This window comes from Thiohalorhabdus denitrificans (assembly GCF_001399755.1).
Taxonomy (GTDB): domain Bacteria; phylum Pseudomonadota; class Gammaproteobacteria; order Thiohalorhabdales; family Thiohalorhabdaceae; genus Thiohalorhabdus; species Thiohalorhabdus denitrificans.
Genome location: NZ_LJCP01000006.1, coordinates 288,719 through 310,834 on the forward strand (window position 1 = coordinate 288,719; position 22,116 = coordinate 310,834).

Sequence of the window (22,116 nt, forward strand, 5' to 3'; positions counted from 1 at the left end):
CGGCGTTCAGAAGTGGAACAGCACCGAGGCGCTGATGAGGGAGGCGTCGCGGTCGCGGTTGCCGTCGTCGCCCAGCTCGATGCGCTCGTACTCGCCCCGGATGGAGACGTTCGCCGGCAGGTTCACCTGCGCCCCCAGCCCCCAGGCGAAGTCCGTGCCGTCATGGGAGACGCCGAGGTCGGCCTGATTGGGCCCGGTATCCAGGTCCGTGTCCACCTCCCAGGCGGCCACTCCTACCTTGCCGAAGAAGTCGAAGGCGTCCGCCACCGGCAAATAGCCGGTCACGTAGCCGAACCAGGCGTCGGCGTCCGCGTCCAGGCGGTCGCCGAGCACGTCCTCGTCGATGCCGCCACCGGGCTCGCCCAGGTCGGCGTAGGCCAGCTCAACCCCCAGGAAGGGCAGGAACCGGTACCCGGCGAACAGCTTGTAGGCGGTATCCGATTCATCGAAGGAATACTGGACGTCCTGCACCTCGCCCTCTTCCTCGTACTGGAAATCGCCCACGCCCCCGCCCAGGTAGAACCCCTGCCAGCCCGGCGCGGGGTTGGATCCCTGGGCGGCCACTGCTCCGGGGGCCAGCAGCAAGGCGGCCCCCAGACCGAAAACGCGGTAATGGGTGCGCATGGCTCCCCCCTCTCGCATGGGTCCGAAGATTCGCACCACTGTAGGCGCGGCGGAGGGAGGGACCAATCGGGAGCGCTCCTGCGGGTGGCGGGGGCGACCCCTATTCCTGAGAGGTATGGTTCGGGGGCGGAGGGCGCTACACGCCCCGCTGGTTGCCCCAAGCCAGCACGTGCAGCTGCGGGAGCACGGTGGCGGCGTACCAGCGGTCGTTCGTGACCCGCTCCACCAGCCAGCGGTAGCGAGCCATCAGGTCGGCGGGATCGGGCTCCCCCACGGGCTCGGGGTTGCCCACCTGGAGGTAGAAGGGATGGCCCGGGTAGTTGGCGGCCAGCTCGCGGGCGTAGCCGTAGTCGGCCTCGTCGAAGACCACCACCTTGAAGGTGGTCTCCGGTCCCTCCCCCGCGGCGTCGAGGCAGGCCTCCAGCTCGGCGAGGCGGGTGATGTGGCCGCTGGAGGGTCCCTTGGGGGAGAGGGTCAGGCTGTCCAGGGCCGCAAACCACGCGGCGGCCACCGAGCCCTGGGTCTCCAGGGTGAAGCTGTGGCCGCGCTCGTGGCCGGCCGCGATCAGCCCGCCGAGCGGCTGCAGGGCGGGATTGCCCCCGGACAGGCTCACCAGGATGGGCTCGCCGGCGAGGCGGTCCACCTCGGCGAGCACCTCTTCGGGATCCATGGGGGCCCACTCCCCGCGGTGCTCCGGCAGCACCGCGAACAGCGTGTCGCACCAACGGCACCGGTAATCACAACCTCCGGTGCGCACGAACACCGTGGGCTCGCCGATATGACGGCCCTCGCCCTGCACCGTGGGGCCGAAAATCTCGGAGATGCGCAGGCGCTCTTCGCGGTCAGAGGTCATTGATGCTGCCGTCGGGACGCCGCCACCAGGGCGGGTCGGGGAAGCGAACGCCGGGCAGGACCAGCTCCGGGTCGCCGTCGAAGGTCACCGTGTTGGTGGGGGTTTCCTCGATGGTCACCTCCACGCAGCGCAGATCGCCGCCCTGCTCGGCGAGGAAGGCGTTCACCTTGGCCATGAAGCAGGCCGCCAGGGCCTCGGTGGAGGGGTCGCCCGGGGTCACCAGGATGCGGTCGAGCAGCGCGGGCTCCTGCGCCTGGAAATAGGTGAGCAGCGGGTCGCGGTCGGAGAGCTGCAGGGCATGGTCCACCCGTTCGTCGATCCAGGCATGCCAGCGTTTCTTGGCGGCGTGGAAGGGGGTGACCAGATTGGCCTCGCCGTCCAGCGGCTCCGGGTGGCGGGCCTGCAGGCGCACGGTGACGTGCTCGTTGTGGCCGTGCGGCACCCCGCAGGGGCCGTTGTAGAGGGACAGGAGCCTGTGGCTCATGCTGTAGCGGCGGGTGAAGGCGAGGGTGAACATGGCTTCAGGCCTTCTCGCGCACGGCGTGGCGCCAGTAGTCGGGGTCGGCGTAGGCGGTGGGGTCGGCCACCCCCGCCAGGTGGAAGGCCTCGCGGCGCTCCACGCAGGTGCCGCAGCGCCCGCAGTGGACCTCCCCGCCCTGGTAGCACGACCAGGTCTCGGCGAAGGGGACCCCCAGCCCCGCCCCCGCGGCGACGATGTCCGCCTTGGAGCGCTCCACGTAGGGGGTGTGGAAGGCCACCTCCCCCATCCCCGCCAGGGCGCGGCGCTCCATCTCGGCGAAGGCGTCCACGAACTCCGGCCGGCAGTCCGGGTAGACGAAGTGGTCGCCGCCGTGGACGGCCGCCGCCACCCGGTCCCAACCGCGCGCGTTGGCGATGCCGAAGGCGATGGTGAACAGGATCGGGTTGCGGTTGGGCACCACGGTTACGGCCATGTTGTCGGCGGCGTAGTGGCCTTCCGGGACGTCCACCGCGTCGGTGAGCGCCGAACCGGACAGGTGGCGGCCCAGGGCGGCGAGGTCCACCACGTCGTGGCCCACCCCCAGGCGCTCGGCGGCGCGCCGGGCGAATTCCAGCTCCTTGCGGTGGCGCTGGCCGTAGTCGAAGGTCACCAGGCCGGCCAGGTCGCCCTCGGCGGCCACCTGCTCCGCCAGGGTTACCGAGTCCAGTCCGCCCGAGCAGACCACCAGGGTGGGCATGCGTCCAGTTCCTCGTGTGGGGGGCATCCCCTTGGAGCCGTTGCGTTCCCCAAGGTTCAGGAATTATCGCACAGGCCCGCCCGGGTTCCGCTAGGTCGGGGTGGCGTAGGCCTCAGTGCTCCACGGTGGTGCCCAGGCGGCGCAGGGTCTCCAGGAAATCGGCGGATGACTGGGGGTGGCCGAAGAGGAAGCCCTGCACCTCCTGGCAGAACAGGCCGGCCAGATAGTCCGCCTCGGCGTGGGTCTCCACGCCCTCGGCAGTGACCCGGTAGCCGAAGCCGTCGGCGAGCACCAGGAGGGAGCGCAGGATGGTCTGGTTGTCGGGGTCGCTGTCGATGCCGCTGATGAAGTTGCGGTCGATCTTCATGCGGCTGGCCGGGAAGCGCTTGAGGTAGGCGGGGGAGGAGAAGCCGGTGCCGAAGTCGTCCAGGGCGATGGCAATCCCCATGCCCTGCAGGGTGGCGAGCTGCTGGAGCGGCGCGGGGTCGTCCCCCAGCAGGGTCTCCTCGGTAACTTCCAGCTCCAGGTGCTGGGGCGCCAGGCCGTGGCGGGCCAGGACCCCCTCGATCCGTGCGGGGAGGGAGTCGGCGTGCAGCTGCACGGGGGAGAGATTCACGGCCACCCGCTCCAGGGGGAAACCCGCGTCCCACCAGGCGCGGAAAGCCGCGCAGGCCTGCTCCAGCACCTGCGCGCCCACCTCGTGGATGAGACCGGTCTCCTCCGCCACGGGGATGAACCGGGCCGGGGAGACCCACCCCGCGTCGGGGCACCAGCAGCGGGCCAGGGCCTCGGCCCCCACCACCCGGCCCTCCGCCAGGTCGAAAATGGGCTGGAAATGGGCCTGGACACCGCCGTCGTCCAGGGCGCACCGGAGGCTCTTCTCCGCGTAGAACCGCTCCGCCGCGGCGCGCGACAGGCTCAGCGAGAAGAAGCGGTACTGGCTGCCGCCCTCCTTCTTGGCCTCGAACATGGCGGTATCCGCGTGCTGCAGCAGGGAGGAGATCTCCCGCCCGTCCTGCGGAAAGAGCGTGATGCCCAGGCTGGCCCCGGCCGGAAAGGAATGCCCCGCCACCTGGAAGGGGCGGCGCAGGGCGCCGAGCACCGTCTCCGCCATCCGCCCGGCCTCCTCCGCATCCACCGGCCGGTCGAGGAACAGCACGAACTCGTCGCCGCCCAGGCGGGCCACCAGGTCCGAGTCCTCGGTCTGGTCCTCCAGCCGCCGCGCCACCAGGCGCAGCAGATCGTCCCCGGCCGAGTGGCCAAGGGTGTCGTTGAGGTACTTGAAGCCGTCCAGGTCCAGCAGGATCAGGGCCTTGCCCTCTTCCCCCACGGTCAGGGCCTGGGACAGGCGCTCCTCCAGGTGGGCGCGGTTGGGCAGGCTGGTGAGGGGGTCGAAGTAGGCCAGCCGGCGGAGCCGCTCCTCCAGGGCGAGCCGCTCGGTGACGTCGCGTCCGGTGCCGATGTAGTGGGTGACCGCCCCCGCCTCGTTGTGCACCGGCGAGAGGGTCTCGTCGATGTGGATCTCGCGGCCGTGGCGGGCGCGGTAGACGAGGACCTCCCGGTGGGGCCGGTCCCGGCGCAATTGCTCCCGAAGCCGGGCATAGAAGGCCTGCTCGTCCCGGTCCGAGCGCAGCAGCTGGCCCATCCGCCGGCCCCGCGCCTCCGCCGCCGAGAAGCCGGTGGTGCGCTCGAAGGCCGGGTTGACGTATTCCAGGCGGCCCGCGGTGTCGGTGATCCACACCATGTCCGCCGCCTGGTCCAGCGCGCGGGACAGCTTGTGCAGCTCCTCCTGGGCCTCCAGGGAGGGGCGCAGGTCGCGGGCGATGATGGAGAAGTACCGGCCGCCGTCGTTGCGGTCGCGGTGGGCCAGGATGGTCTGCCGCACGGGCACCTCCCGGTTCTCCGCGCCGAGGAGGGCGGTTTCCCCCTCCCAGGATCCCGTGCGGTCGGCGGCGTCGAGGGCCTCCCGGAGTACCTTCCGGGCCACCCGTCGGGGGTGGATGTTGGCCAGGTTCCGGTGCCGGGTGGGGCCGTCCTCCGGCGCCCCCAGGAGGCGCAGGGCGGAGCGGTTGAGGTAGAGGATCTCCCCGTCGGTGTCGGCGATGGCCACGAAATCGGGAGTGGCCTCCAGGATCTCGGCGAGGCGGCGGTGCTGCTCCTGGAGCCGCTGGCGCTTGGTCAGGTCGGTAAGGATGGCCACGAAATGGGTCTCGCCGTTAAGGTCGATGCGGGCGATGCTGGCCTCGGCCGGGAAGAGTGAGCCGTCCCGGCGGCGCCCCTGGATCCCCATCTGCTCGCTCATGCGGCGGGTGGTCTCGCCGCTGCTCGCGAAGCCCGCCACCATCTCCCGGTGGGCGGTCCGCGCCTCCTCGGGGAGCAGGCGGTCCAGGGGCTCGCCCACCATCGCCGCGGCGGGGTGGCCGAACATCTCCTCCGCCGCCGGGTTGAAATAGCGGATGGTCTGCGCCGCGTCGATGAGGACCACCGCGTGGGGTGTCTCGCGCAGGATCGGCGGGCCGATCAGTTGCTCCAGCGAAACGGCCATGGGGATCCTTTCGGCACGGGGTTCCCGTTGTGTAAGCCCCTCATTTATACCTTATGAATCCTTTTGCGGGGACCCCGGGCCCGGCCCTTCCTGGCCGGCGAGCGCCGCGTCCCACTCCGCCCGGACGTCGGGATCCCCCTCCCCGCCGCGGTGCCGGGCCGCCTCCCTGGCCAGCCGGGCGGGGTCCAACTCGCCCAGCGCCCAGACGGCCATGGCCCGCACCAGCGCGGAGCCGTCCGCCAGGAGCCCGGCGGCCACCTCCGCCAGCCCGGGATCGCCGCTGTTGCCCAGGGCGATCAGCACGTTGCGCACGAAGCGGTCGCGGCCCAGCCGCTTGACCGGCGAGCCGGAGAACCGCGCGCGGAAGGCGGGGTCGTCCAGCCGGGCCAGCTCCGCCAGGGCGGGGCGGTTCAGAGACTCCCGGGCCTGCAGCCACTCGTTGCGGGCCCGGGAGGCGAACTTGTTCCAGGGACACACCGCCAAGCAGTCGTCGCAGCCGTAGATGCGGTTGCCCAGGGCGGCGCGGAATTCCCGCGGGATGTGGCCGGGGTGCTCGATGGTCAGGTAGGAGATGCAGCGGGTGGCGTCGAGCTGGTACGGGGCGGGGAAGGCGTTCGTGGGGCAGGCGTCCAGGCAGCGGTGGCAGCTCCCGCAGAAATCCCCCTCCGGGTCATCGGGGGCCAGCTCCAAAGTGGTAAAGACCTCGCCGAGGAACAGCCACGAGCCGAAGGCCCGCGACACCAGGTTGGTGTGCTTGCCCTGCCAGCCCACCCCGGCGGCCTGCCCCAGCGGCTTCTCCATCACCGGGGCCGTGTCCACGAACACCTTGATCTCACCGCCCCACTGGTCGATGAGCCAGCGCCCCAGCTGCTTGAGGCGTTTCTTCACCACGTCGTGGTAGTCCCGGCCGCGGGCGTACACGGAGACCGTGCCCGTGTCCCGGTGCTCCAGGTCCTCCAGCGGGTCGTGGTCGGGGCCGTAGTTCATGCCCAGCACGATCACCGTGGCCGCCTCCGGCCACAGGGTGCGGGGGTCGCCGCGGCGGTCCGTGTTGCGCGCCAGCCAGCCCATGTCGCCGTGGCGGCCCCGGCCGAGGAACTCGGCGAGGTTGGCCCGCGCCTCCGCCGACAGCTCCGCGCGGGCGAAGCCTACGGCGTCGAATCCCACCTCCAGGGCCTTGGCTCGGATGCTTTCCTTGGGGTCGCGCATGGGTGCTTCCCGGATGGGGGAATGGTTGCGGACGGTTGGACCGCCCGCCGCGCCAACATTCTGCTTGTCCCGGCAAGATTTTGCAGGGGGTTCCGCCCTATCGGGCCGATCCGCCGGCCCCGCCCATGGCCGGTCCGGGTCGGCGGCGGGATAATGGGGCAACGGCCGCCTTCCGTCAGGGAAGGAGGATCCCGGTGCCCGGCAACAACGGTCGCGGCTGATAGCCGCTCCCACAGCCCCCTCTCGGCTCGAAGTTGCCCGGAAAACAAGAAACGAAGGAGCCCCATGAGCGACCCCGCGATCCATCTGCAGCTCCCCTACTGGGTGGGCCACATGGCCCCGCAGGGGGCCTGCTTCCCCGACGCTGAGGCGCGCATGCGCCTGGCCGTCGCCCTGGCCGATGCCAGTGTGGCGCACGGCGGCGGACCCTTCGGCGCGGCGGTGGTGGAGCGTTCCAGCGGCCGGCTGGTGGCCCCAGGCGTGAACCTAGTGGAGCCGGCCAACCTCTCGGTGGCCCACGCAGAGGTGGTGGCCCTGTCCCTTGCCCAGCAGCGGTTGGGCACCTACGACCTGGGGGCCGGGGAGGCCGGCGCCTACGAACTGGTGACCAGCGCCGAGCCATGCATCCAGTGTTTCGGGGCGGTGATCTGGGCGGGGGTGTGTTCGCTGGTATGCGGGGCACGTTCCGAGGATGCGGAAGCCGCCGGCTTTGACGAGGGGCCCAAGCCGCAGGACTGGGTGGCCCAACTGGAAGCCCGGGGCATCGCCGTGCGACGGGACGTCTTCCGGGCTGAGGCGGCCCAGGTGATCCGGGACTATGCCGACAGCGGGGGAGCCATTTACAACCCCCGGCGGGGGGATTCCTGAGGATCGGGCCCGGCTTGGAACCGGAAGAACTCAGGGGATCGTGCGCCTGTCCTATTCCAGGTTGGCCAGCAGCCGGTCCGCCTCGGACCGGATCGCTCTGACCTCCGAGGCGGACAGGCGTTGCAGATTGCGCCACTGCAGGGCGGTGCGGGGTTGTCCGGCGAAGCGCTCGCGGTGGCGGTCCAGAAAGGCCCAGTACAGGGTCGTGAATGGGCAGGCGCCCTCCCCCGTTGTCTGGCCGGGCTCGAAGGGACAGTTCCGGCAGTAATTGCTCATGCGCTGGATATAGCGGCCACTGGCAACGTAGGGCTTGGAGGCCATAAGCCCCCCATCGGCGTATTGGGACATGCCGAGAGTGTTGGGGAGCTCCACCCACTCCACCGCGTCGGCATAGACGGCCAGGTACCACTCGTGAACCGCCCGGGGCTGGACCCCCGCCAACAGCGCGAACAGTCCGGTAACCATGAGGCGCTGGATATGGTGCGCGTAGGCCCGCTCCAGGGTCTGGCCGATAGTTGCCTGGAGGCAGGCCATGGCCGTATCCCCGGTCCAGTAGAAGGCCGGCAGGGGGGCCTCCGCGCCGAGGACGTTCCAGTCCAGCCAGTCCGGCATGTTTCGCCAGTACAGGCCGCGGACGTACTCGCGCCACCCCATGATCTGGCGTGCGAAGCCCTCCACCGAGGCCAGGGGAGCCAGGCCGTTCCGGTAGGCCGCCTCCGCCGCGGAAAGGGCTTCACGAGGCGGGATCAGTTTGAGGTTCAGGGCCGCCGAAAGCCGGGAATGGAACAGGTAGGGCTCGCCGGTCCACATGGCGTCCTGATAGGCCCCGAAATGGGGCAGGCGGTGGGCGACGAATTCCGCCAGGGCGGATCGGGCCTGGGTCGGGGTGACCGGCCAGTCGAAGCGGGCCAGGGAACCGGGGTGGTCGGGGAAGTGGGTTTCCACGGCCTTCAGGGCCTGGCGGGTCACCGCATCCGGGGGGAAAGAAGACGGGGTGGGAACCGGAGGGGGGCCGTGCCGCCCGAAGGTCTTCCGGTTTTCGGTATCGAAGTTCCAGTGCCCTCCGGCGGGCTCGTCGCCCTCCATGAGAACCCCGGTGGCGCGCCGTGCGGTCCGGTAGAAGTGCTCCATGCGCAGGGCCTTGCGCCCCGTTGCCCAGCTACCAAAAAAATCGTCCCCGAACAGGAAGTGCTGGTCGGGCCAGACCTCGAAGGGCACCCCCATCGCGCTTGCCGTTGCCCGCAGGGCTTGCAGGACCCTGTGCTCCCCCGGCTGGGTGACCCGAATCACCGAGGGGGGCGAGGCGCTCAGCTCCGCAGCCAGGGTGGCCTGCAAGGAAGGATGGGGGTGCTCCCCCAGGGCCCAGTAGTGCACGGTCATGCCCCAGGCCGCCAAATCGTCGCGGAAATGACGCATGGCGGAGAGAAACAGAGCGATGCGCACCTTGTGGGACCAGACTGCCTCCGCCTCCCCCGGGACCTCCGCCATCCATACCGCGTCCCGTGCAGGGTCCAGTTTCTTAAGGAGGGGGGCCTCCCGGTCGAGCTGGTCGCCCAGCACCACGGCCAAGACCCGCCGCCCGCCCTCCACAGCTCAGGTCCCGCTCCGGCATCCGGCGGCGGCTCCCACCGGTGCGCTCCGCAGCCAGCGCTCCATGGCCACGGCCCCGGCCTCCCCCTCGGCCGGTGCCCACGCCGCGAAGTCCTTGTCCGTGAGCGGGGCGTAGGGGCCCGGCTTGATCTCGAACAGCACCGTGCCCGGCTCCAGGGCGGCCACGCTGTGCCACGCCCCGGCGGGGATCTCCACCCCGTACAGCGGCCCGCCGGCGCGGATCTCGCAGCGCTCCGTGACGGTGCCGGCCTCGTCGAAGGTGAGGCAGGCCGCCGCGCCCGAAAGCGCCAGGAACAGCTCCCACTTGGGGGGATCGCCGTGGCGATGGGGGCGCACGTAGGTCCCCGGCTCGAAGGCGTTGAGCATGCGCTGCACCGGGTCGGCCAGCTCCGGGTGCAGGTTGTCGTTGGCCCGCAGCCGCTCCCGCCCCTGGGCGGCGTCGCTCAGGCGCGCGACCCGCTGGTCGTCGATGGGGGTGATGGGCAAGGTCTCCTCCCGATTGGTTGGGCCCGGGGCGCCGATTCCGGCGCAGGGCCGCCACTCAGGCCTACGCCAGGGCCTCCCCGGCCAGCACCGGCTCAACGAAGCCGCGGATGGCCGCCAGCACCTCGGGGGTGGTGGCGGGGCTCAGCAGGTCCCCGGCGAGGGTGTGGCGGGCGGGGTCCTCGGGCTCCTCGACGGGCACCAGCTCCTTGCGGGCGGCCCCCAGCCGGCGGTAGGCGGCGCGAATGGCCGAGGGCGCGACCACCCGGTCCCCGGGGCAGTACAGCACCTGGGTGGGCCGGCACACGCGCCCCAGGTCCAGGGCCCGAACCAGGCCCACCAGGCGCATCATGGGTACCAGGGCCGGGGTGGGGAAAGCCGGCGTGACCAGGCGGGCGTGCTCCTCGGTGGCCGGGGTGAAGCGGTGGGTGGCGCCGTGGATCCACGGCGACCACCGCTCGGCGCCCGGCAGCAGCAGGAGCTCCGCCAGGAGGTGGCGGGGGCCGAAGTTGGGGGAGACCAGCACGTAGGCGGCCACCTCCGGCGGGTCCACGGCGGCCGCCAGCCAGGTGGCCAGGGTCCCGCCGGTGGAGGTGCCCACCACCACGACCCGCTCCCCCAGCCGCTTCCCCACCGCCAGGGCCTCCCGGGCATCGGCCAGCCAGTCCGCCGTGCCCACCTCGGCCAGGGCCGCGCCGTCGCGGCCGTGCCCGGCGAGCCGGGTATGGAAGACGTTAGCCTCCCATTCCCCCGCGAGACGCTCGCACACCGGCACCAGCTCGCGGTGGGACCCGGCGAACCCGTGCAGGTAGACAATGGCGACGGGCGCCCGCGCGGGGCGCTCGGGGTGCGCCCAGCGGATGGTCTTGGCCAAGTGGGGCCGGAGGTCCGGCACCGCCGCCTCCCGCTCCTCGATGTAGCGCTGCAGTGCCGTCGGCTCCTGCGGCACCTGCGGCGGCGGGGGCACCGCCACCGCCGGCGGCCGCGCCATTCCCAGGGCCGCGCTTACCGCGCCGATGGGCATGGTTCCCCTCCCTTTTCCATTGCGGGGCCCCGGATAGTCAGGTCCCGAACACCACCGTGCGGTTGCCCCACACGGCGACGCGGTCCTCCAGGTGCCAGCGCACCGCCCGGGCCAGGACGCTGCGCTCCACCTCGCGGCCGCGCTCGCGCAGGTCGGCCACGCCGTCGCGGTGGGAGACGCGGATGACGTCCTGCTCGATCACCGGCCCGGCGTCCAGCTCGCTTGTGGCGTAGTGGGCGGTGGCGCCGATGAGCTTCACCCCCCGCTCGAAGGCCTGGCGGTAGGGGTCGGAGCCGGCGAAGGCGGGCAGGAAGGAGTGGTGGATGTTGATGATGCGGCTGGGGTACTGGGCCACGAACCCCGGCGACAGGATGCGCATGTAGCGGGCCAGCACCACCAGCTCGGCCCCCCACTCCCCAAGCTGGTCGAGCATGGCCGCCTCGGCTTCCTCCTGCGCCCCCTGCTCCACAGGGATGTGGCGGTAGGGCAGGCCGAAGGCCTCCACCGCCTCTCGGTGGTCGGGGTGGTTGCTGATGACCCCGGCGAGCTCCGCCGGTAGCTCCCCCCGCGACCAGCGCCACAGCAGTTCCAGCAGAGCGTGGTCGGGCCGGGAAACCAGGATCGCCATGCGCTTGTGCTCGGCGGCGAAGGAGAGGTGCCAGTCCATTTCAAAGGGCTCGGCCACCTCGCGGCGGAATTCCGCCCGCAGCCAGTTGCCCGGCGGCTCCACATCGGGGCTGCGGAAGGCCACCCGCATGAAAAAGCAGCCCTGCTCCGGGTCGGTGGTGTGCTGGTCGAGGGCGGTGATGTTTCCCCTGTACTGGGTCAGGAACCCGGATACGGCGGCCACGATGCCCGGGCGGTCGGTGCAGGTGATCAGCAGGCGGGCATGGCCCTCCATAATGGCCTCCATAACCGGCTTCAATTTCCCCACGCTACGTAGGGAGACGCCCCGCGGCAAGCACGTTAGCGGGTGCGCCCGCCCGGGGTGCGCAGGTCGGCAAAGCCGCCGTCCACCGCGAGCACCTGCCCCGTAATCCACCCGGCCTCCTCGGACAACAGCCAGGCCATGGCCGCGGCGGCATCCGCGGGGGTGCCATAGCGGCCCAGGGGGTACTGCTCGGCGATGCTCCGCTCCGCCTCGGGGGAGCGGAACATGGGCTCGGTGGCCGGGCCGCGCAGCAGACCCGGGGCGACGGCGTTGATGCGGATGCCGTCGCGCGCGTAGGTGGCAGCGGCGCTGCGCGCCAGGCCCTCCACGGCGGCCTTGGCAGCAGCCACCGCCTCGTGGTTGGGCACACCGGCCCGGGCCACGGTGGAGCTTACCAAAACGGCGGCTCCCTCCCCTCCGGCTCGGCGCAATTCCGCCACCCACGCTTGTAGGGTGAAGAAGGCGCTGTCCAGGTTGGCCGCCAAGCAATCGCGGTAGGCGGCGGTGTTGGTACGGTGCAGGGGCTTGATCAGCCGGGAACCGGCACAGTGGGCCAAGGCGTGGGGCGGGCCGTCCGCTCCGGAGGCTTCGGTAACCGCGTGCTGTGCGCCCTCCGGGGTGGAGACATCAGCATGGATCAGGACGGCGCCCCATGAGGCCGCCTGCTCCTTCAAGGCCTCCGGGGCGCGGGTGGCCAGGGCCAGCTCCCACCCCTGCGCATAGAGGTGGGCGGCAAGCGCTTTTCCGAGGCCGCCGCTAGCACCGGTGATAAGGGTCCGGGCCATCCACGCTCCTCCGCGGCCAGGTGGCGGGAATTCCTCTTCAAGCTGTTAGCAAGTGGCGAGCGTGGGGGCAAGGCGGGGGAGCCGGTTCTCTAGTGGGGGCTCTCCCGCCCCCGGCCCTTTGGAAGGTTTCAGGACAGGCGGGACGGGCGCGGCGAGGACGCCACTTCGGGGATTTGGTTATGCCCCGGCCTGCTTGGGCTTCGCCTGGCGCTCCCGGAAGGCGGCGGCGAAATCGGCGAATCGCCCCTCCTCCACGGCCGCCCGCATGGCGGCCATGAGCTCCTGGTAGAAGTGCAGGTTGTGCCAGGTGAGTAGCACCCAGCCCAGCAGCTCCCCGGAGCGGAACAGGTGATGGAGGTAGCCCTTGGAATAGTCGCGGGAGGCGGGGCAGCTGGAGTTGGGATCCAGGGGCTCGTGGTCGTCGCGGAAGCGGGCGTTGGTGAGCTTGAGGTCCCCGCCCCAGGTGAAGGCTAGGCCGCGCCGCCCGGAGCGGGTGGGCAGAACGCAGTCGAACATGTCGATGCCACGCTCCACCGCGTCCACCAGGTCCACCGGCTTGCCCACGCCCATCAGGTAGCGCGGCCGGTCCGTGGGCAGCACGGGGGTGGTCACCTCCAGGGTGTGGTTGCGCTCCGCCGCGGGCTCCCCCACCGCCAGCCCGCCCACGGCGTAGCCGTGGAAGCCCATCTCCACCAGTCGCCGTGCCGACTCCTCGCGCAGGTGGTCGTGCACCCCGCCCTGGACGATGCCGAACAGGCCGTAGCCGGGTCGATTCTCGAAGGCGGCCTTGGAGCGCTCCGCCCAGCGCAGGGTCAGGTCCAGGGAGCGCTTGGCCTCGTCCTCCTCGCAGGGATAGGGCGGGCACTCGTCGAAGACCATGGTGATGTCGGCGTCGAGCAGGCGCTGGATCTCCACCGACGACTCCGGGGTCATCTCCCAGTAGCTGCCGTCGATGTGGCTGCGGAAGGTGACGCCGTTCTCGTCGAGCTTGCGGAGGTCCGTGAGCGACAGCACCTGGTAGCCGCCGGAGTCGGTGAGGATGGGGCCGTCCCAGTTCATGAACCGGTGCAGGCCGCCGAACTCCGCCACCCGCTCCGCGCCCGGGCGCAGCATGAGGTGGTAGGCGTTGCCGAGCAGGATCTGCGCCCCGGTGGCCGCCACCTGCTCGGGAAGCATGCCCTTCACCGTGCCGGCGGTGCCCACGGGCATGAAGGCGGGGGTGTCGATGGGGCCGCGGCCCGTGACCACCCGGCCGCGCCGGGCGGCGCCGTCGGTGGCGAGGAGGTCGAAGGAGAAGTCGGGGGTATCGGTCACGGAGATCCCTCAAAAAGGCGAAAACGGCCACGGGAGAAAACGCCAAGGCGCCAAGAAGCCAAGGAAGAAAGCAAAAAAAGCCGACCCATGCTCATAGGCCCGTAGGAGCGGCGGCCCCCGCCGCGACCACCGGGCAAGCATCCCCGGCCTGAGCCCTGGCCACCTCTGCAAAACAAAGCCCGAGACGGGGGCAAGTGCAGAGTGGGGCTCCTTATGCCAGGTCGCGGCGGGGGCCGCCGCTCCTACCGGCTAATTCGGAAGCCCCCTCAGTCCTTCTCCGGATGCAGCAGGCACGCATCCCCGTAGGAATAGAACCGGTATTCGGCCTCCACCGCGTGCGCGTAGGCGGCCTTGATCCGCTCCAGGCCGGAGAAGGCGGCCACCAGCATGAGCAGGGTGGACTTGGGCAAGTGGAAGTTGGTGACCATGAGGTCCGCGGCCCGGAAGCGGTAGCCCGGAGTGATGAAGATGTCCGTCTCGCCGCTCCAGGGCCGCAGTACGCCGTCCTCCCCGGCGGCGGTCTCCAGCAGGCGCAGGCTGGTGGTGCCCACCGGCACGATGCGCCCGCCCGCTGCTCTCACCGCGTTGACCCGCTCCGCCGTGGCTGCCTCCACCACCCCGTACTCGGCGTGCATTATGTGGTCGCGGGTGTCCTCCACCTTCACCGGCAGGAAGGTGCCCGCCCCCACGTGCAGGGTGACGGTGGTCCACTCGATGCCGGCGGCCTCCAGCTCCGCCATGAGCCGGTCGGTGAAGTGCAGGGCGGCCGTGGGGGCGGCCACGGCCCCGGGCTTGGCGGCGAAGCGGGTCTGGTAGTCGGCGCGGTCCGCGGCCTCGTCCTCCCCGCCGCGGATGTAGGGGGGCAGGGGCATGTGGCCGTGGGCGTCCAGGGCGGCCATGAGCGCCGCGCCCTCCCGGTCGAATTCCAGCACCACCTCGCCGCCGTCGCGTTTCTCGGCCACCTCGGCGGCGAAATCCTCGGCGATGCGCACCGTCTGTCCGGGCTTGAGGCGCTTGGCCGGGCGGGCGAAGGCGGCCCAGCGCGGTCCGCCCAGCGGCTTGTGCAGGGTCAGCTCCACGCGCACCGCGTCCCGGTGCCCCACCAGGCGCGCCGGGATCACCTGGGTGTCGTTGAACACCAGCAGGTCCCCGGGCCGCAGCAGCCGGGGCAGGTCGCGGACCCCGTAATCGCCGAGGCCGTCGGGCCGCACCTCCAGCAGGCGCGCGGCGTCCGCCGGGCGCGCGGGATGCTGGGCGATGCGGTCCTCGGGGAGCTGGAAGTCGAATTCGTCGATGCGCATTGGATTCGTCGGTTTGCAGGGAGGGCCAATTGTACGGGGTGGCGGCAGGGGCTGCATCCGCGGCCCGGCCACCCTTCCATGACTCGTTGTGGGAGCGGTCCGTGACCGCGACCAACGGGCCCCCGGGACGAGTCGCGGCTGGTAGCCGCTCCCACCTCCCCAATTCCACACACCGGCCTAACCCGCGTAGCCGGGAATCGCGGCATTCGCCCGTCGGGGAGCAGAGCTTGTGGGAGCGGCCAGTGACCGCGACGCCGTTGCCGATCCGAGGCAGTCGCGACGGATAGCCGCTTGCATGTAGGAACGGGACATCAGCTGCCGCTTCCTACCGGGGGGACTCCTCACCTTCGCGCCCGGTTCGGTAGGATGGGGCTTTTCCCCCGCAAGAAGGCGCAGCGCATGAACGAGCAGGATCGCCGCCAGACCGCCCAGGACCTCCTGGACTACATCGACGCCAGCCCCAGCCCCTGGCACGCCGTGGCCAACGCCATGGAGGCGCTGGAGCGCCGGGGCTACCAGCGGCTGTGGGAGGAGGAGACCTGGGACCTGCTTCCGGGACGGGCCTACTACGTGGTTCGCGACGACTCCAGCCTCATCGCCTTCCGCATCGGGAACGCCGCCCTGGAGGACGCCGGGTTCCGCATCGTGGGGGCCCACACCGACTCCCCCGGCTTCCGGGTCAAGCCCAACGCGGCCTTCGCCAAGGGCCCCCTGGCCGTGCTGGGTACCGAGATCTACGGCGGTCCCATCCTGGCCACCTTCACCGACCGCGACCTGACCCTGGCGGGCCGGGTCTTCGTGCGGGACAAGGACGCCGAGACCGGCGTGTCGCCCGTGCTGGTGAACTTCGCCCGCCCGCTGCTGCGCCTGCCCAACCTCGCCATCCACATGAACCGGGAGGTGAACAAGGAGGGGCTCAAGCTCGATTACCAGGAGCAGCTACCCCTGTTCCTGAGCGCCCTGTCCGAGGAGCTGCCCCCGGAGCGGCAGTTCCGGCGCCTGCTCGCGGAGCAAGCGGGGGTCAAGGAAGAGGACCTGGTCTCCTGGGGCCTGGCGGTGGCGGACACCCAGCCCGGCGCCTTCTGGGGCCCCGACAACGAGTTCCTCGCCGACAGCCAGGTCGACAACCTGGCCTCCTGCCACGCCGCGCTGGCGGCGCTGCCCGAGGAGACCGCCGACGCCGGCGTGGCCGTGGCGGCCCTGTTCGACCACGAGGAGGTGGGCAGCGAGTCCTACAAGGGCGCGGCGGGCAACTTCCTGGAGAGCGTCCTGGCGCGCATCGCCGAGGAGCTGGAGCTGAGCGAGGGCGGCTACCGGTCCGCCCTGGCGCGCAGCTGGCTGCTGTCCGCGGACATGGCCCACGCCACCCATCCCCACTACCCCGGCCACCACGAGCCCCAGCACCCCGTGAAGGTCAACGAGGGGCCGGTGATCAAGATCAACGCCGCCCAACGCTACGCCACCGACGAGCTGGGCGAGGCCTTCTTCGTCCATCTTTGCGAGGCGAGCGGCGTTCCCCACCAGCGCTACATCCACCGCAACGATCTGCCCTGCGGCTCCACCATCGGCCCCATGATGGCGGCGCGTCTCGGCCTGCGAACGGTGGATGTAGGCAACCCCATGTGGGCCATGCACTCCCTCCGCGAGAGCGCCGGCGCCCTGGACCACGGCGCCCTGATCCGGGTGCTGGAGACCTTCTACACCACCGGACAAGGTGGTGTGGGCGGGTCCTTGGACATCCTGCCCTAGCCGGAGCCGGGTGCAACGTCCTCCTGACTGTCCCGCTGTCTGTCCCGGCCAAGGTCCAGTCAGGGGTGTGCCTTCGAGGTACGGGTGATTACGAAGGGTCTAGGGGAAATCCCTTAGACCCCCTGGGAAGTTTTCCACGCAGGCTGTGGAAAACCTTGTGGAAGAATGAGTTCGGGCCCCAGGGGAAAGGGGACGAAGACCGTCCTGCCTAATCTTTAATCACATTAAACAATTTAAAAACAAAGACTTACTTATAAGTCCTTGCGTGGCCTGGATCCTCGCGATCCTTGACAGGGGGGTCCGGGTTGTGGACTGGACATGGGGATGTCCTCTAGGGGCCTACCCCGGACCGCTCCCCCGACGCCAGCCGCGCCGCATGTCCCCGAGCCTGGCATGGGACTGTCCAGGACATGGGGAATTTCCGGTATAGTTACTGCCTCGGGTTCCCTTTGATGTCCAGGCAGGAAGTTGCCGTGAGCCATTCCTATTATCCGATCAAGCAGCTTTGTCCCCCGGACAACTGCCCCTCGCTGAGTAGCTGCGAGACCGCGGACCAGGCCGTGCAGATGCTGCGCAACCGCCTGGTGGCGGCGGCCATGGAGGAGCCGGACCAGCGCCTGGATCCCGAGGCCATCGCTCGGCTCACCAACGCCTTCATGGACGAGCTGTCCCTCCTCAAGGGCCCGGACTGCCTCTCCTCCATGGGCAGCACCGGGATGCTGTCCAACCGCCGGCAGCTCCTTTTCGAGCGGATCCTGGTGGCGCGCTTCGAGGACTTCCTGACCGACGACCCGCCCGGCCCCACCGAGCCGGAGGGCCCGCGCATCTCCCGCCGGCTCTTGCCGGGCCTGTTCCGGGCCCTGGAGGACCTGGCCGGCACTGGGCTGCTGGAGGAGTACCGGCAGCGCGCCCGGGAGGTGTGCGAGGAGATCGTCGCGGAGGGGGGCAGCGAGGGCCTCTGGGCACGCCTGCCCCGCGATCCCCGCGCCCGGGACCTGGCCAACGACTTCGCCGCCGAGCTCGCCCCCCTGTTCAGCGAGCCCGCCGACCCCTACCCGGTGTTCGTGCGGCGCATCATCAACGCCCTGCCCGTAGGGGCGGCGGACGAGGACCCCGGGTTGCTGTTCCGCTGGTCCCACTATCTCCTGGTGGTGCGCGCCCTGTTCGCCGATTTCCGCGACGCCTACCGCAACGCGGGCCTGGAGAAGCGCCTGGAGCTGCGCTTCGACGCCGAGCGCCGCGCCCACATCGCCCGGGCCCTGCTGGCTCTGGACAAGGCCAACAAGGAGGTGGCCCGGGAGGGCGCGGGGGCTTTGTGAGCCCATCCGGAAATCGTACTGGCGTAGATCCCGCCGATCCGACCCAGCTTCCGGGGTGAAGGCCCCGGCCTGCCGCGGATTCGGGGGTTCCCTTCTTCTCGAGAACCGCTCGGAATTCCGTTTTCCCTTCTTGCCTGCTGAACCTTTTTCCCGGTAAAGACTCCCTGTTGAAATGGGAAAATTCCCTCCGGGAATACGCCCCCCTCCCGCGAAGAGGTCGGCAGTGCAAGAAAAGGATCAGGCGGGCCATTCGGAAGAGCAGCTGCTTTTCACCAACGCCCTGCTGCATGCCCAGCTGGAGACTTCCCCCGACGGCATCCTGGTGGCCGACCGGTCCAACCGGATGCTGGCCTGGAACCAGCGCTTCGTGGCCATGTGGGACATCCCCCAGGCGGTAATGGAGGGCGAGGATGGCCTCGCCGCGATCCAGGCCGTGCTGGACCGGGTGGTGGACCCGGAGGCCTTCCGCAGGGAAATCATCCGGTTGTACGAGGCCCTGGAGGAGCCCGAGACGGGGGTGGAGGTCCGCCTCAAGGACGGCCGGGTCCTGGAGCGCCATTCCCGCGGCGTCCAGGATGAGCGGGGGACCTATTGGGGCCGGGCCTGGTTCTACCGGGACGTCACGGAGAAGAAGCAAGCCGAGGCAGACCTGGAGGCCAGCGAGCAGCGCTTCCGGGCCATCTTCGAGCAGGCCGCCCTGGGCATCGGCGTGGCGGATCCGGAGGGCCGGATTCGGGCGGCCAATCCGGCTCTGGAGCGCATGCTGGGCCGCCCGGCGGAGGAGCTTTACGGCAAGAGCATCCTGGAATTTACCCACCCGGAGGATCGGGAGACCGACCGCCAGGCCTTCGAGGATCTGGTCGCCGGCCGCCGGGAAAGCTATGGACGGGAAAAGCGCTATCTGACCGCCGACGGGCGGGTGGTGTGGGGACGGATGTCCGCCTCCACCATTCCGGGCTGGTCCGGCGGGGAAGGGCGCTGGTTCCTGGGGCTGGTGGAGGACGTCACCGATTACCACGAGCTGCTGGGCGAGCTGTGCCTGCTGGCGGAGGTGTTCCGTACCGCCAATGCGGTGATGATCACCGACGCCGAGGGGCAGATCCTGCGCGTTAACCAGGGCTTCTGCGACATCACCGGCTACCGGGCCGAGGAGGTGGTGGGCCGGACTCCGAATCTGCTGCAATCGGGTTTCCACGGCGCGGAATTCTACCGGGACCTCTGGGAGACCCTGGAGGCTCAGGGGCACTGGGAGGGGGAGATCTGGAATCGCCGCAAGGACGGCAGCCTCTACCCCCAATGGGAGACCATTACCGCGGTGCGGAACGAAAGTGGGCAGGTGGCCCATTTCGTGGCCACCTTCTCCGACATCACCGAGCGCAAGCTGCTGGAGAGCGAGCGGCAACGCCGGGCTTCGGCGGTGGGGGAGATGGGCCGCATCCTGGCTCACCAGCTCAACCAGCCCCTGGCGGCCATCGGCTCCTACGTGGAGGGATGTCTGCTGCGTCTGCGCCGGGAGGACCCGGATACGGACGAGGTGGCCGCCGGGCTCGAGCGGATCCGGAGCGAGAGCGAGCGGGCCAGGGGGGTCATCGACGATGTCCGCCACTACCTGCGCGGCGAGCGCCCTGAATTCCGCCTCACGGATATCAACGCCCTCCTCCACTCTGTGCTGCCCGCGGGCGGCAAGATGGTTCCCCGGGTGGAGCTGGATCTGGCCGACGACCTGCCCCGGATTCCCGGGGATCCCGTCGCCCTGCAGGAGTGCCTGCTGAACCTGGTGAACAACGCCGTGGAGTCGGCCCGGGAACACCAGGGGGATAAGGCCCTCCTGGGCGTCACCACCCGGCGGCGGGACGGCCGGGTGGAGGTGGTGGTCCGGGACAACGGCCCGGGCATCCCGCCCGGGCTGGAGGAGGAGGTCTTCCGGCCGCTGTTCACCTCCAAGGAGGAGGGAACCGGCCTGGGGCTGCCCATCTGCCGGTCGGTGGTCCAGAGCCACGGAGGCGAGCTATGGGTGGAGGCCAGCGAGCCGGGGACCGGCGCCGCCTTCCACATGTCCCTGCCGGTGGATTCCTGAGCCCGCGGGCAGGCCGCCGTCCGGGAAGTTGCGGAATTCCGCGGCTTGTGCGGGGCCAGGGGGGGCAAATAGGATACGACCAAAAGCCGTGGCCAAGAGGAATACATGAGCGAACAGAAAGCGCGCAACGTCCTGGGCGGTGAGCTGGAGCCCTGCGGCATCGACCCACCGGCGGGCTTCTACCGCACGGGGCGCTGCGACACCGGCCTCCAGGACCTGGGCAACCACTCGGTGTGCGCCGAGGTGACCGAGGAGTTCCTGGAACACACCGCCGCCCGGGGCAACGACCTGGCCACGCCGGTGCCGGAATTCGGCTTCCCGGGCCTGGAGCCGGGGGACCGCTGGTGCCTGTGCGCCGCCCGCTGGCAGGAGGCCCTGGAGACCGGGCAGGCGCCGCCGGTGCGGCTGGCCTCCACCGAGGAGAACGCCCTGGAGGTGGTGCGGTTGGCGGATCTCCGGGCCCACGCCATCGACGGGTAGGCGGGCCCGCCCGGATCACCGGTTCGGCGAGGTTCGCTCCAGCTCGAAGCCGAGCAGCTGGAAGGCCTGGAACCGGCCGCGGGGGTCGTAGGTGCGGATGGTGGCGGTGCCCCGGGCGAAGAAGCCGAGCGCCGGGACGAACCAGCCGGTGTCGTGGCACTTTACGCGCGCACCGTCCGGCTCCGTCCGCTCACGGATGTCCTCCACCTTGAACGCCGGGAGCTCCCCCACCCCGGTCTCCAGCGCGCGGGCGGCGAGGACGCTGATGGTCCCCTCCTCCGCCGCGCCGCTTTCGTACTCCAGACGCCGCTGCGTCCGGTAGCCGGGGTACAGGGTGCCCGGCAGGTAGCGCGCGGGCCCGTGGCGCAGCGGGCCGTCCGCTTCGGTGCCCTGCTCCACCAGGGACCGGTCCGCCTCCTGGTGGAAGTAGGTGGCGCCGCGGTCGGCGAAGGACCGCCCGCCCCCCGCAAGGTGCAGGGCGTAGGCAAGGGCGAGGCCCTCCACCTCTCCGGCTCCGGCCAGCGCGGCGTAGGTGAGCCGCCCGGACACGGGCAGGACCCGGAACCCCCCGGCGAAGAATCCCGTCACCGAATATTCCCAGACATCTCCATGCCGGATGGGTCGGGTGCGGATGGCGGCGGCTTCCGGGGCGCGGTCCATATTCGTGACGATCCCTTCCTCGTTGTCCGCAGCGGCCCGCTTCGGACATCCAAGCATGAAAGCCAGACGCGCAGGCTCCCCCTTCATGGCTCCCCCTCGCACCCTTTTCGACCGGGTGGCAATGTCGATGGGACACAAGTCCACGTTGGTCCGCTTTACACCCGGTGACAACCGGGTGTGTCCGGCTACCTGTTCGGAATCAAATTGGGGGTGTGTCCGGGAGACGGCGCCCGGAGGGCGGGGCAGGCGCCGGGGAAGGGAGGCTCAGGCGGTCAGGGTGCACACGGCCCCGGGCTCCTGGAGTTGCAGGACGATGCTCTCGTTGACGAACAGGTGGTAGTGGATGCCGTCGTTGGAGTCGTAGCCCACCATCAGATCCTGGCCCTGCACCAGCCGGCCCACGTGCGAATCCACCACCGCCGCGCCGCGGACGGGCGCCTTGAACACCCCCAGCTCGCACAGGCTCTTCAGGTGCTGGAGCTGGAGCATGTCCGTGCCCTCGTAGCGGCGGAACAGGTTGTTGTAGTGGGTGGGGTCCGCCACCAGCGCGTAGGGGCCGTGGTAGCCGGACTCCTCCAGCTTCTCCACCGCCGCCAGGAGGTCGTTCAGGGCCTGGTCGCTCTGGGTCCAGTCGCTGAGCTTGGCCTCGTTGCGGTTCGGGGCGTTCATCAGGCCGTAGAGGTGGAAGTCTGGCTGGCCGTAGTAGAGGAGCTCCTCCTCGCGGGCGGCCACCGCCTCCGCGGCGTCCTCCACCGGGGAGAGGTCCAGCAGCTGGCCCATGTCCAGGTAGGCCTGGATGCGGCGCACGGAGAGCTGGCAGCTCTTGCGCACCATGGGCACGGAGATGGCCTTGCTCATCACCGCCCCGGCCTCGCCCTTCTCCGGCGTGCGGCAGTAATCGTCCGTTCCCACCTCGATGGAGGTCAGCCCCAGGCCGTAGGGGCCGTCCAGGTCCAGGAAGCGCCGGCCGGTCAGGCGCTCCCGTGCGGCGCTCCGGGCCGTCTCGTCGATCCCCTCCCACAGGTCCGGGGGCAGAGCGGCCTGCTCACGGTTCAGGTAGTGCACGG

At 70.5% G+C, this 22,116-nt stretch carries 20 protein-coding genes; 5 read left to right on the top strand and 15 right to left on the bottom strand.

Annotated features, from left to right (window positions below; genetic code table 11):
- Positions 1-6: 6 nt before the first annotated feature.
- The 6 genes from AN478_RS02790 to queG all read right to left on the bottom strand — a co-directional run bounded on the left by AN478_RS02790 (position 7) and on the right by queG (position 6,448).
- Positions 7-624, bottom strand: coding sequence for an outer membrane beta-barrel protein (locus tag AN478_RS02790; RefSeq protein WP_054965098.1), 618 nt, complete (start codon positions 622-624; stop codon positions 7-9).
- Between the two features lie 136 nt (positions 625-760).
- Positions 761-1,477 carry a 7-carboxy-7-deazaguanine synthase QueE gene (queE, locus tag AN478_RS02795; protein ID WP_054965099.1) on the bottom strand — a complete coding sequence of 239 codons (717 nt, stop codon included), beginning with the start codon at positions 1,475-1,477 and terminating at the stop codon, positions 761-763.
- On the bottom strand, positions 1,467-1,994 hold the full coding sequence (locus tag AN478_RS02800; protein WP_054965100.1) for a 6-pyruvoyl trahydropterin synthase family protein: 528 nt from the start codon (positions 1,992-1,994) through the stop codon (positions 1,467-1,469). Before AN478_RS02800 ends, queE begins: the two co-directional genes overlap by 11 nt.
- A 4-nt stretch (positions 1,995-1,998) precedes the next feature.
- On the bottom strand, positions 1,999-2,694 hold the full coding sequence (gene queC / locus AN478_RS02805; protein WP_054965101.1) for a 7-cyano-7-deazaguanine synthase QueC: 696 nt from the start codon (positions 2,692-2,694) through the stop codon (positions 1,999-2,001).
- A 112-nt stretch (positions 2,695-2,806) separates the two neighbouring features.
- Positions 2,807-5,239 carry a sensor domain-containing protein gene (locus tag AN478_RS02810; protein WP_054965102.1) on the bottom strand — a complete coding sequence of 811 codons (2,433 nt, stop codon included), beginning with the start codon at positions 5,237-5,239 and terminating at the stop codon, positions 2,807-2,809.
- 51 nt (positions 5,240-5,290) lie between these two features.
- Positions 5,291-6,448, bottom strand: a complete 1,158-nt coding sequence (queG, locus tag AN478_RS02815) for a tRNA epoxyqueuosine(34) reductase QueG (protein WP_054965103.1) — start codon at positions 6,446-6,448, stop codon at positions 5,291-5,293.
- 285 nt (positions 6,449-6,733) lie between these two features.
- Here queG and AN478_RS02820 point away from each other — a divergent pair, with 285 nt between their 5' ends.
- Positions 6,734-7,315, top strand: coding sequence for a nucleoside deaminase (locus AN478_RS02820; protein WP_054965104.1), 582 nt, complete (start codon positions 6,734-6,736; stop codon positions 7,313-7,315).
- A gap of 51 nt (positions 7,316-7,366) precedes the next feature.
- Here the strand turns inward: AN478_RS02820 and AN478_RS02825 are convergent, their stop codons facing one another.
- The 7 genes from AN478_RS02825 to queA all read right to left on the bottom strand — a co-directional run bounded on the left by AN478_RS02825 (position 7,367) and on the right by queA (position 14,764).
- The gene (locus tag AN478_RS02825; RefSeq protein WP_082432774.1) at positions 7,367-8,875 is read right to left on the bottom strand and encodes a cryptochrome/photolyase family protein; all 1,509 of its coding nucleotides are present in this window, start codon (positions 8,873-8,875) and stop codon (positions 7,367-7,369) included.
- Between the two features lie 33 nt (positions 8,876-8,908).
- Positions 8,909-9,412, bottom strand: coding sequence for a WbuC family cupin fold metalloprotein (locus AN478_RS02830; RefSeq protein WP_231627321.1), 504 nt, complete (start codon positions 9,410-9,412; stop codon positions 8,909-8,911).
- 61 nt (positions 9,413-9,473) lie between these two features.
- Positions 9,474-10,433, bottom strand: a complete 960-nt coding sequence (locus tag AN478_RS02835; RefSeq protein WP_054965106.1) for an alpha/beta hydrolase — start codon at positions 10,431-10,433, stop codon at positions 9,474-9,476.
- A 37-nt stretch (positions 10,434-10,470) separates the two neighbouring features.
- Entirely contained in the window at positions 10,471-11,334 is an 864-nt protein-coding gene (gene purU, locus AN478_RS02840) for a formyltetrahydrofolate deformylase (protein WP_054965107.1), read from the bottom strand.
- A gap of 65 nt (positions 11,335-11,399) precedes the next feature.
- Positions 11,400-12,149: an SDR family NAD(P)-dependent oxidoreductase gene (locus AN478_RS02845; RefSeq protein ID WP_054965108.1), complete on the bottom strand. Its 750-nt coding sequence runs from the start codon at positions 12,147-12,149 to the stop codon at positions 11,400-11,402.
- Positions 12,150-12,326: 177 nt separating this feature from the next.
- Positions 12,327-13,469, bottom strand: coding sequence for a tRNA guanosine(34) transglycosylase Tgt (gene tgt, locus AN478_RS02850; protein ID WP_399353412.1), 1,143 nt, complete (start codon positions 13,467-13,469; stop codon positions 12,327-12,329).
- Positions 13,470-13,729: 260 nt separating this feature from the next.
- Positions 13,730-14,764 carry a tRNA preQ1(34) S-adenosylmethionine ribosyltransferase-isomerase QueA gene (queA, locus tag AN478_RS02855; RefSeq protein ID WP_054965110.1) on the bottom strand — a complete coding sequence of 345 codons (1,035 nt, stop codon included), beginning with the start codon at positions 14,762-14,764 and terminating at the stop codon, positions 13,730-13,732.
- A gap of 399 nt (positions 14,765-15,163) precedes the next feature.
- On the opposite strand from queA, the gene AN478_RS02860 reads away from it, so the two are divergent.
- The 4 genes from AN478_RS02860 to AN478_RS02875 all read left to right on the top strand — a co-directional run bounded on the left by AN478_RS02860 (position 15,164) and on the right by AN478_RS02875 (position 20,389).
- Entirely contained in the window at positions 15,164-16,513 is a 1,350-nt protein-coding gene (locus AN478_RS02860; RefSeq protein ID WP_054965111.1) for a M18 family aminopeptidase, read from the top strand.
- A 473-nt stretch (positions 16,514-16,986) separates the two neighbouring features.
- On the top strand, positions 16,987-17,832 hold the full coding sequence (locus tag AN478_RS02865) for a glucose-6-phosphate dehydrogenase (RefSeq protein ID WP_054965112.1): 846 nt from the start codon (positions 16,987-16,989) through the stop codon (positions 17,830-17,832).
- Positions 17,833-18,055: 223 nt separating this feature from the next.
- Positions 18,056-19,909, top strand: a complete 1,854-nt coding sequence (locus AN478_RS02870) for a PAS domain-containing sensor histidine kinase (RefSeq protein WP_054965113.1) — start codon at positions 18,056-18,058, stop codon at positions 19,907-19,909.
- A gap of 105 nt (positions 19,910-20,014) precedes the next feature.
- Complete coding sequence (locus AN478_RS02875) at positions 20,015-20,389, top strand: DUF2237 family protein (RefSeq protein WP_054965114.1); 375 nt, start codon at positions 20,015-20,017, stop codon at positions 20,387-20,389.
- Between the two features lie 15 nt (positions 20,390-20,404).
- Here the strand turns inward: AN478_RS02875 and AN478_RS02880 are convergent, their stop codons facing one another.
- Together AN478_RS02880 and AN478_RS02885 are read right to left on the bottom strand one after the other, a co-directional pair.
- Complete coding sequence (locus tag AN478_RS02880; protein ID WP_143004117.1) at positions 20,405-21,136, bottom strand: hypothetical protein; 732 nt, start codon at positions 21,134-21,136, stop codon at positions 20,405-20,407.
- A 177-nt stretch (positions 21,137-21,313) separates the two neighbouring features.
- On the bottom strand, positions 21,314-22,114 hold the full coding sequence (locus tag AN478_RS02885; protein ID WP_054965116.1) for a family 1 encapsulin nanocompartment shell protein: 801 nt from the start codon (positions 22,112-22,114) through the stop codon (positions 21,314-21,316).
- Between the last annotated feature and the right edge of the window lie 2 nt (positions 22,115-22,116).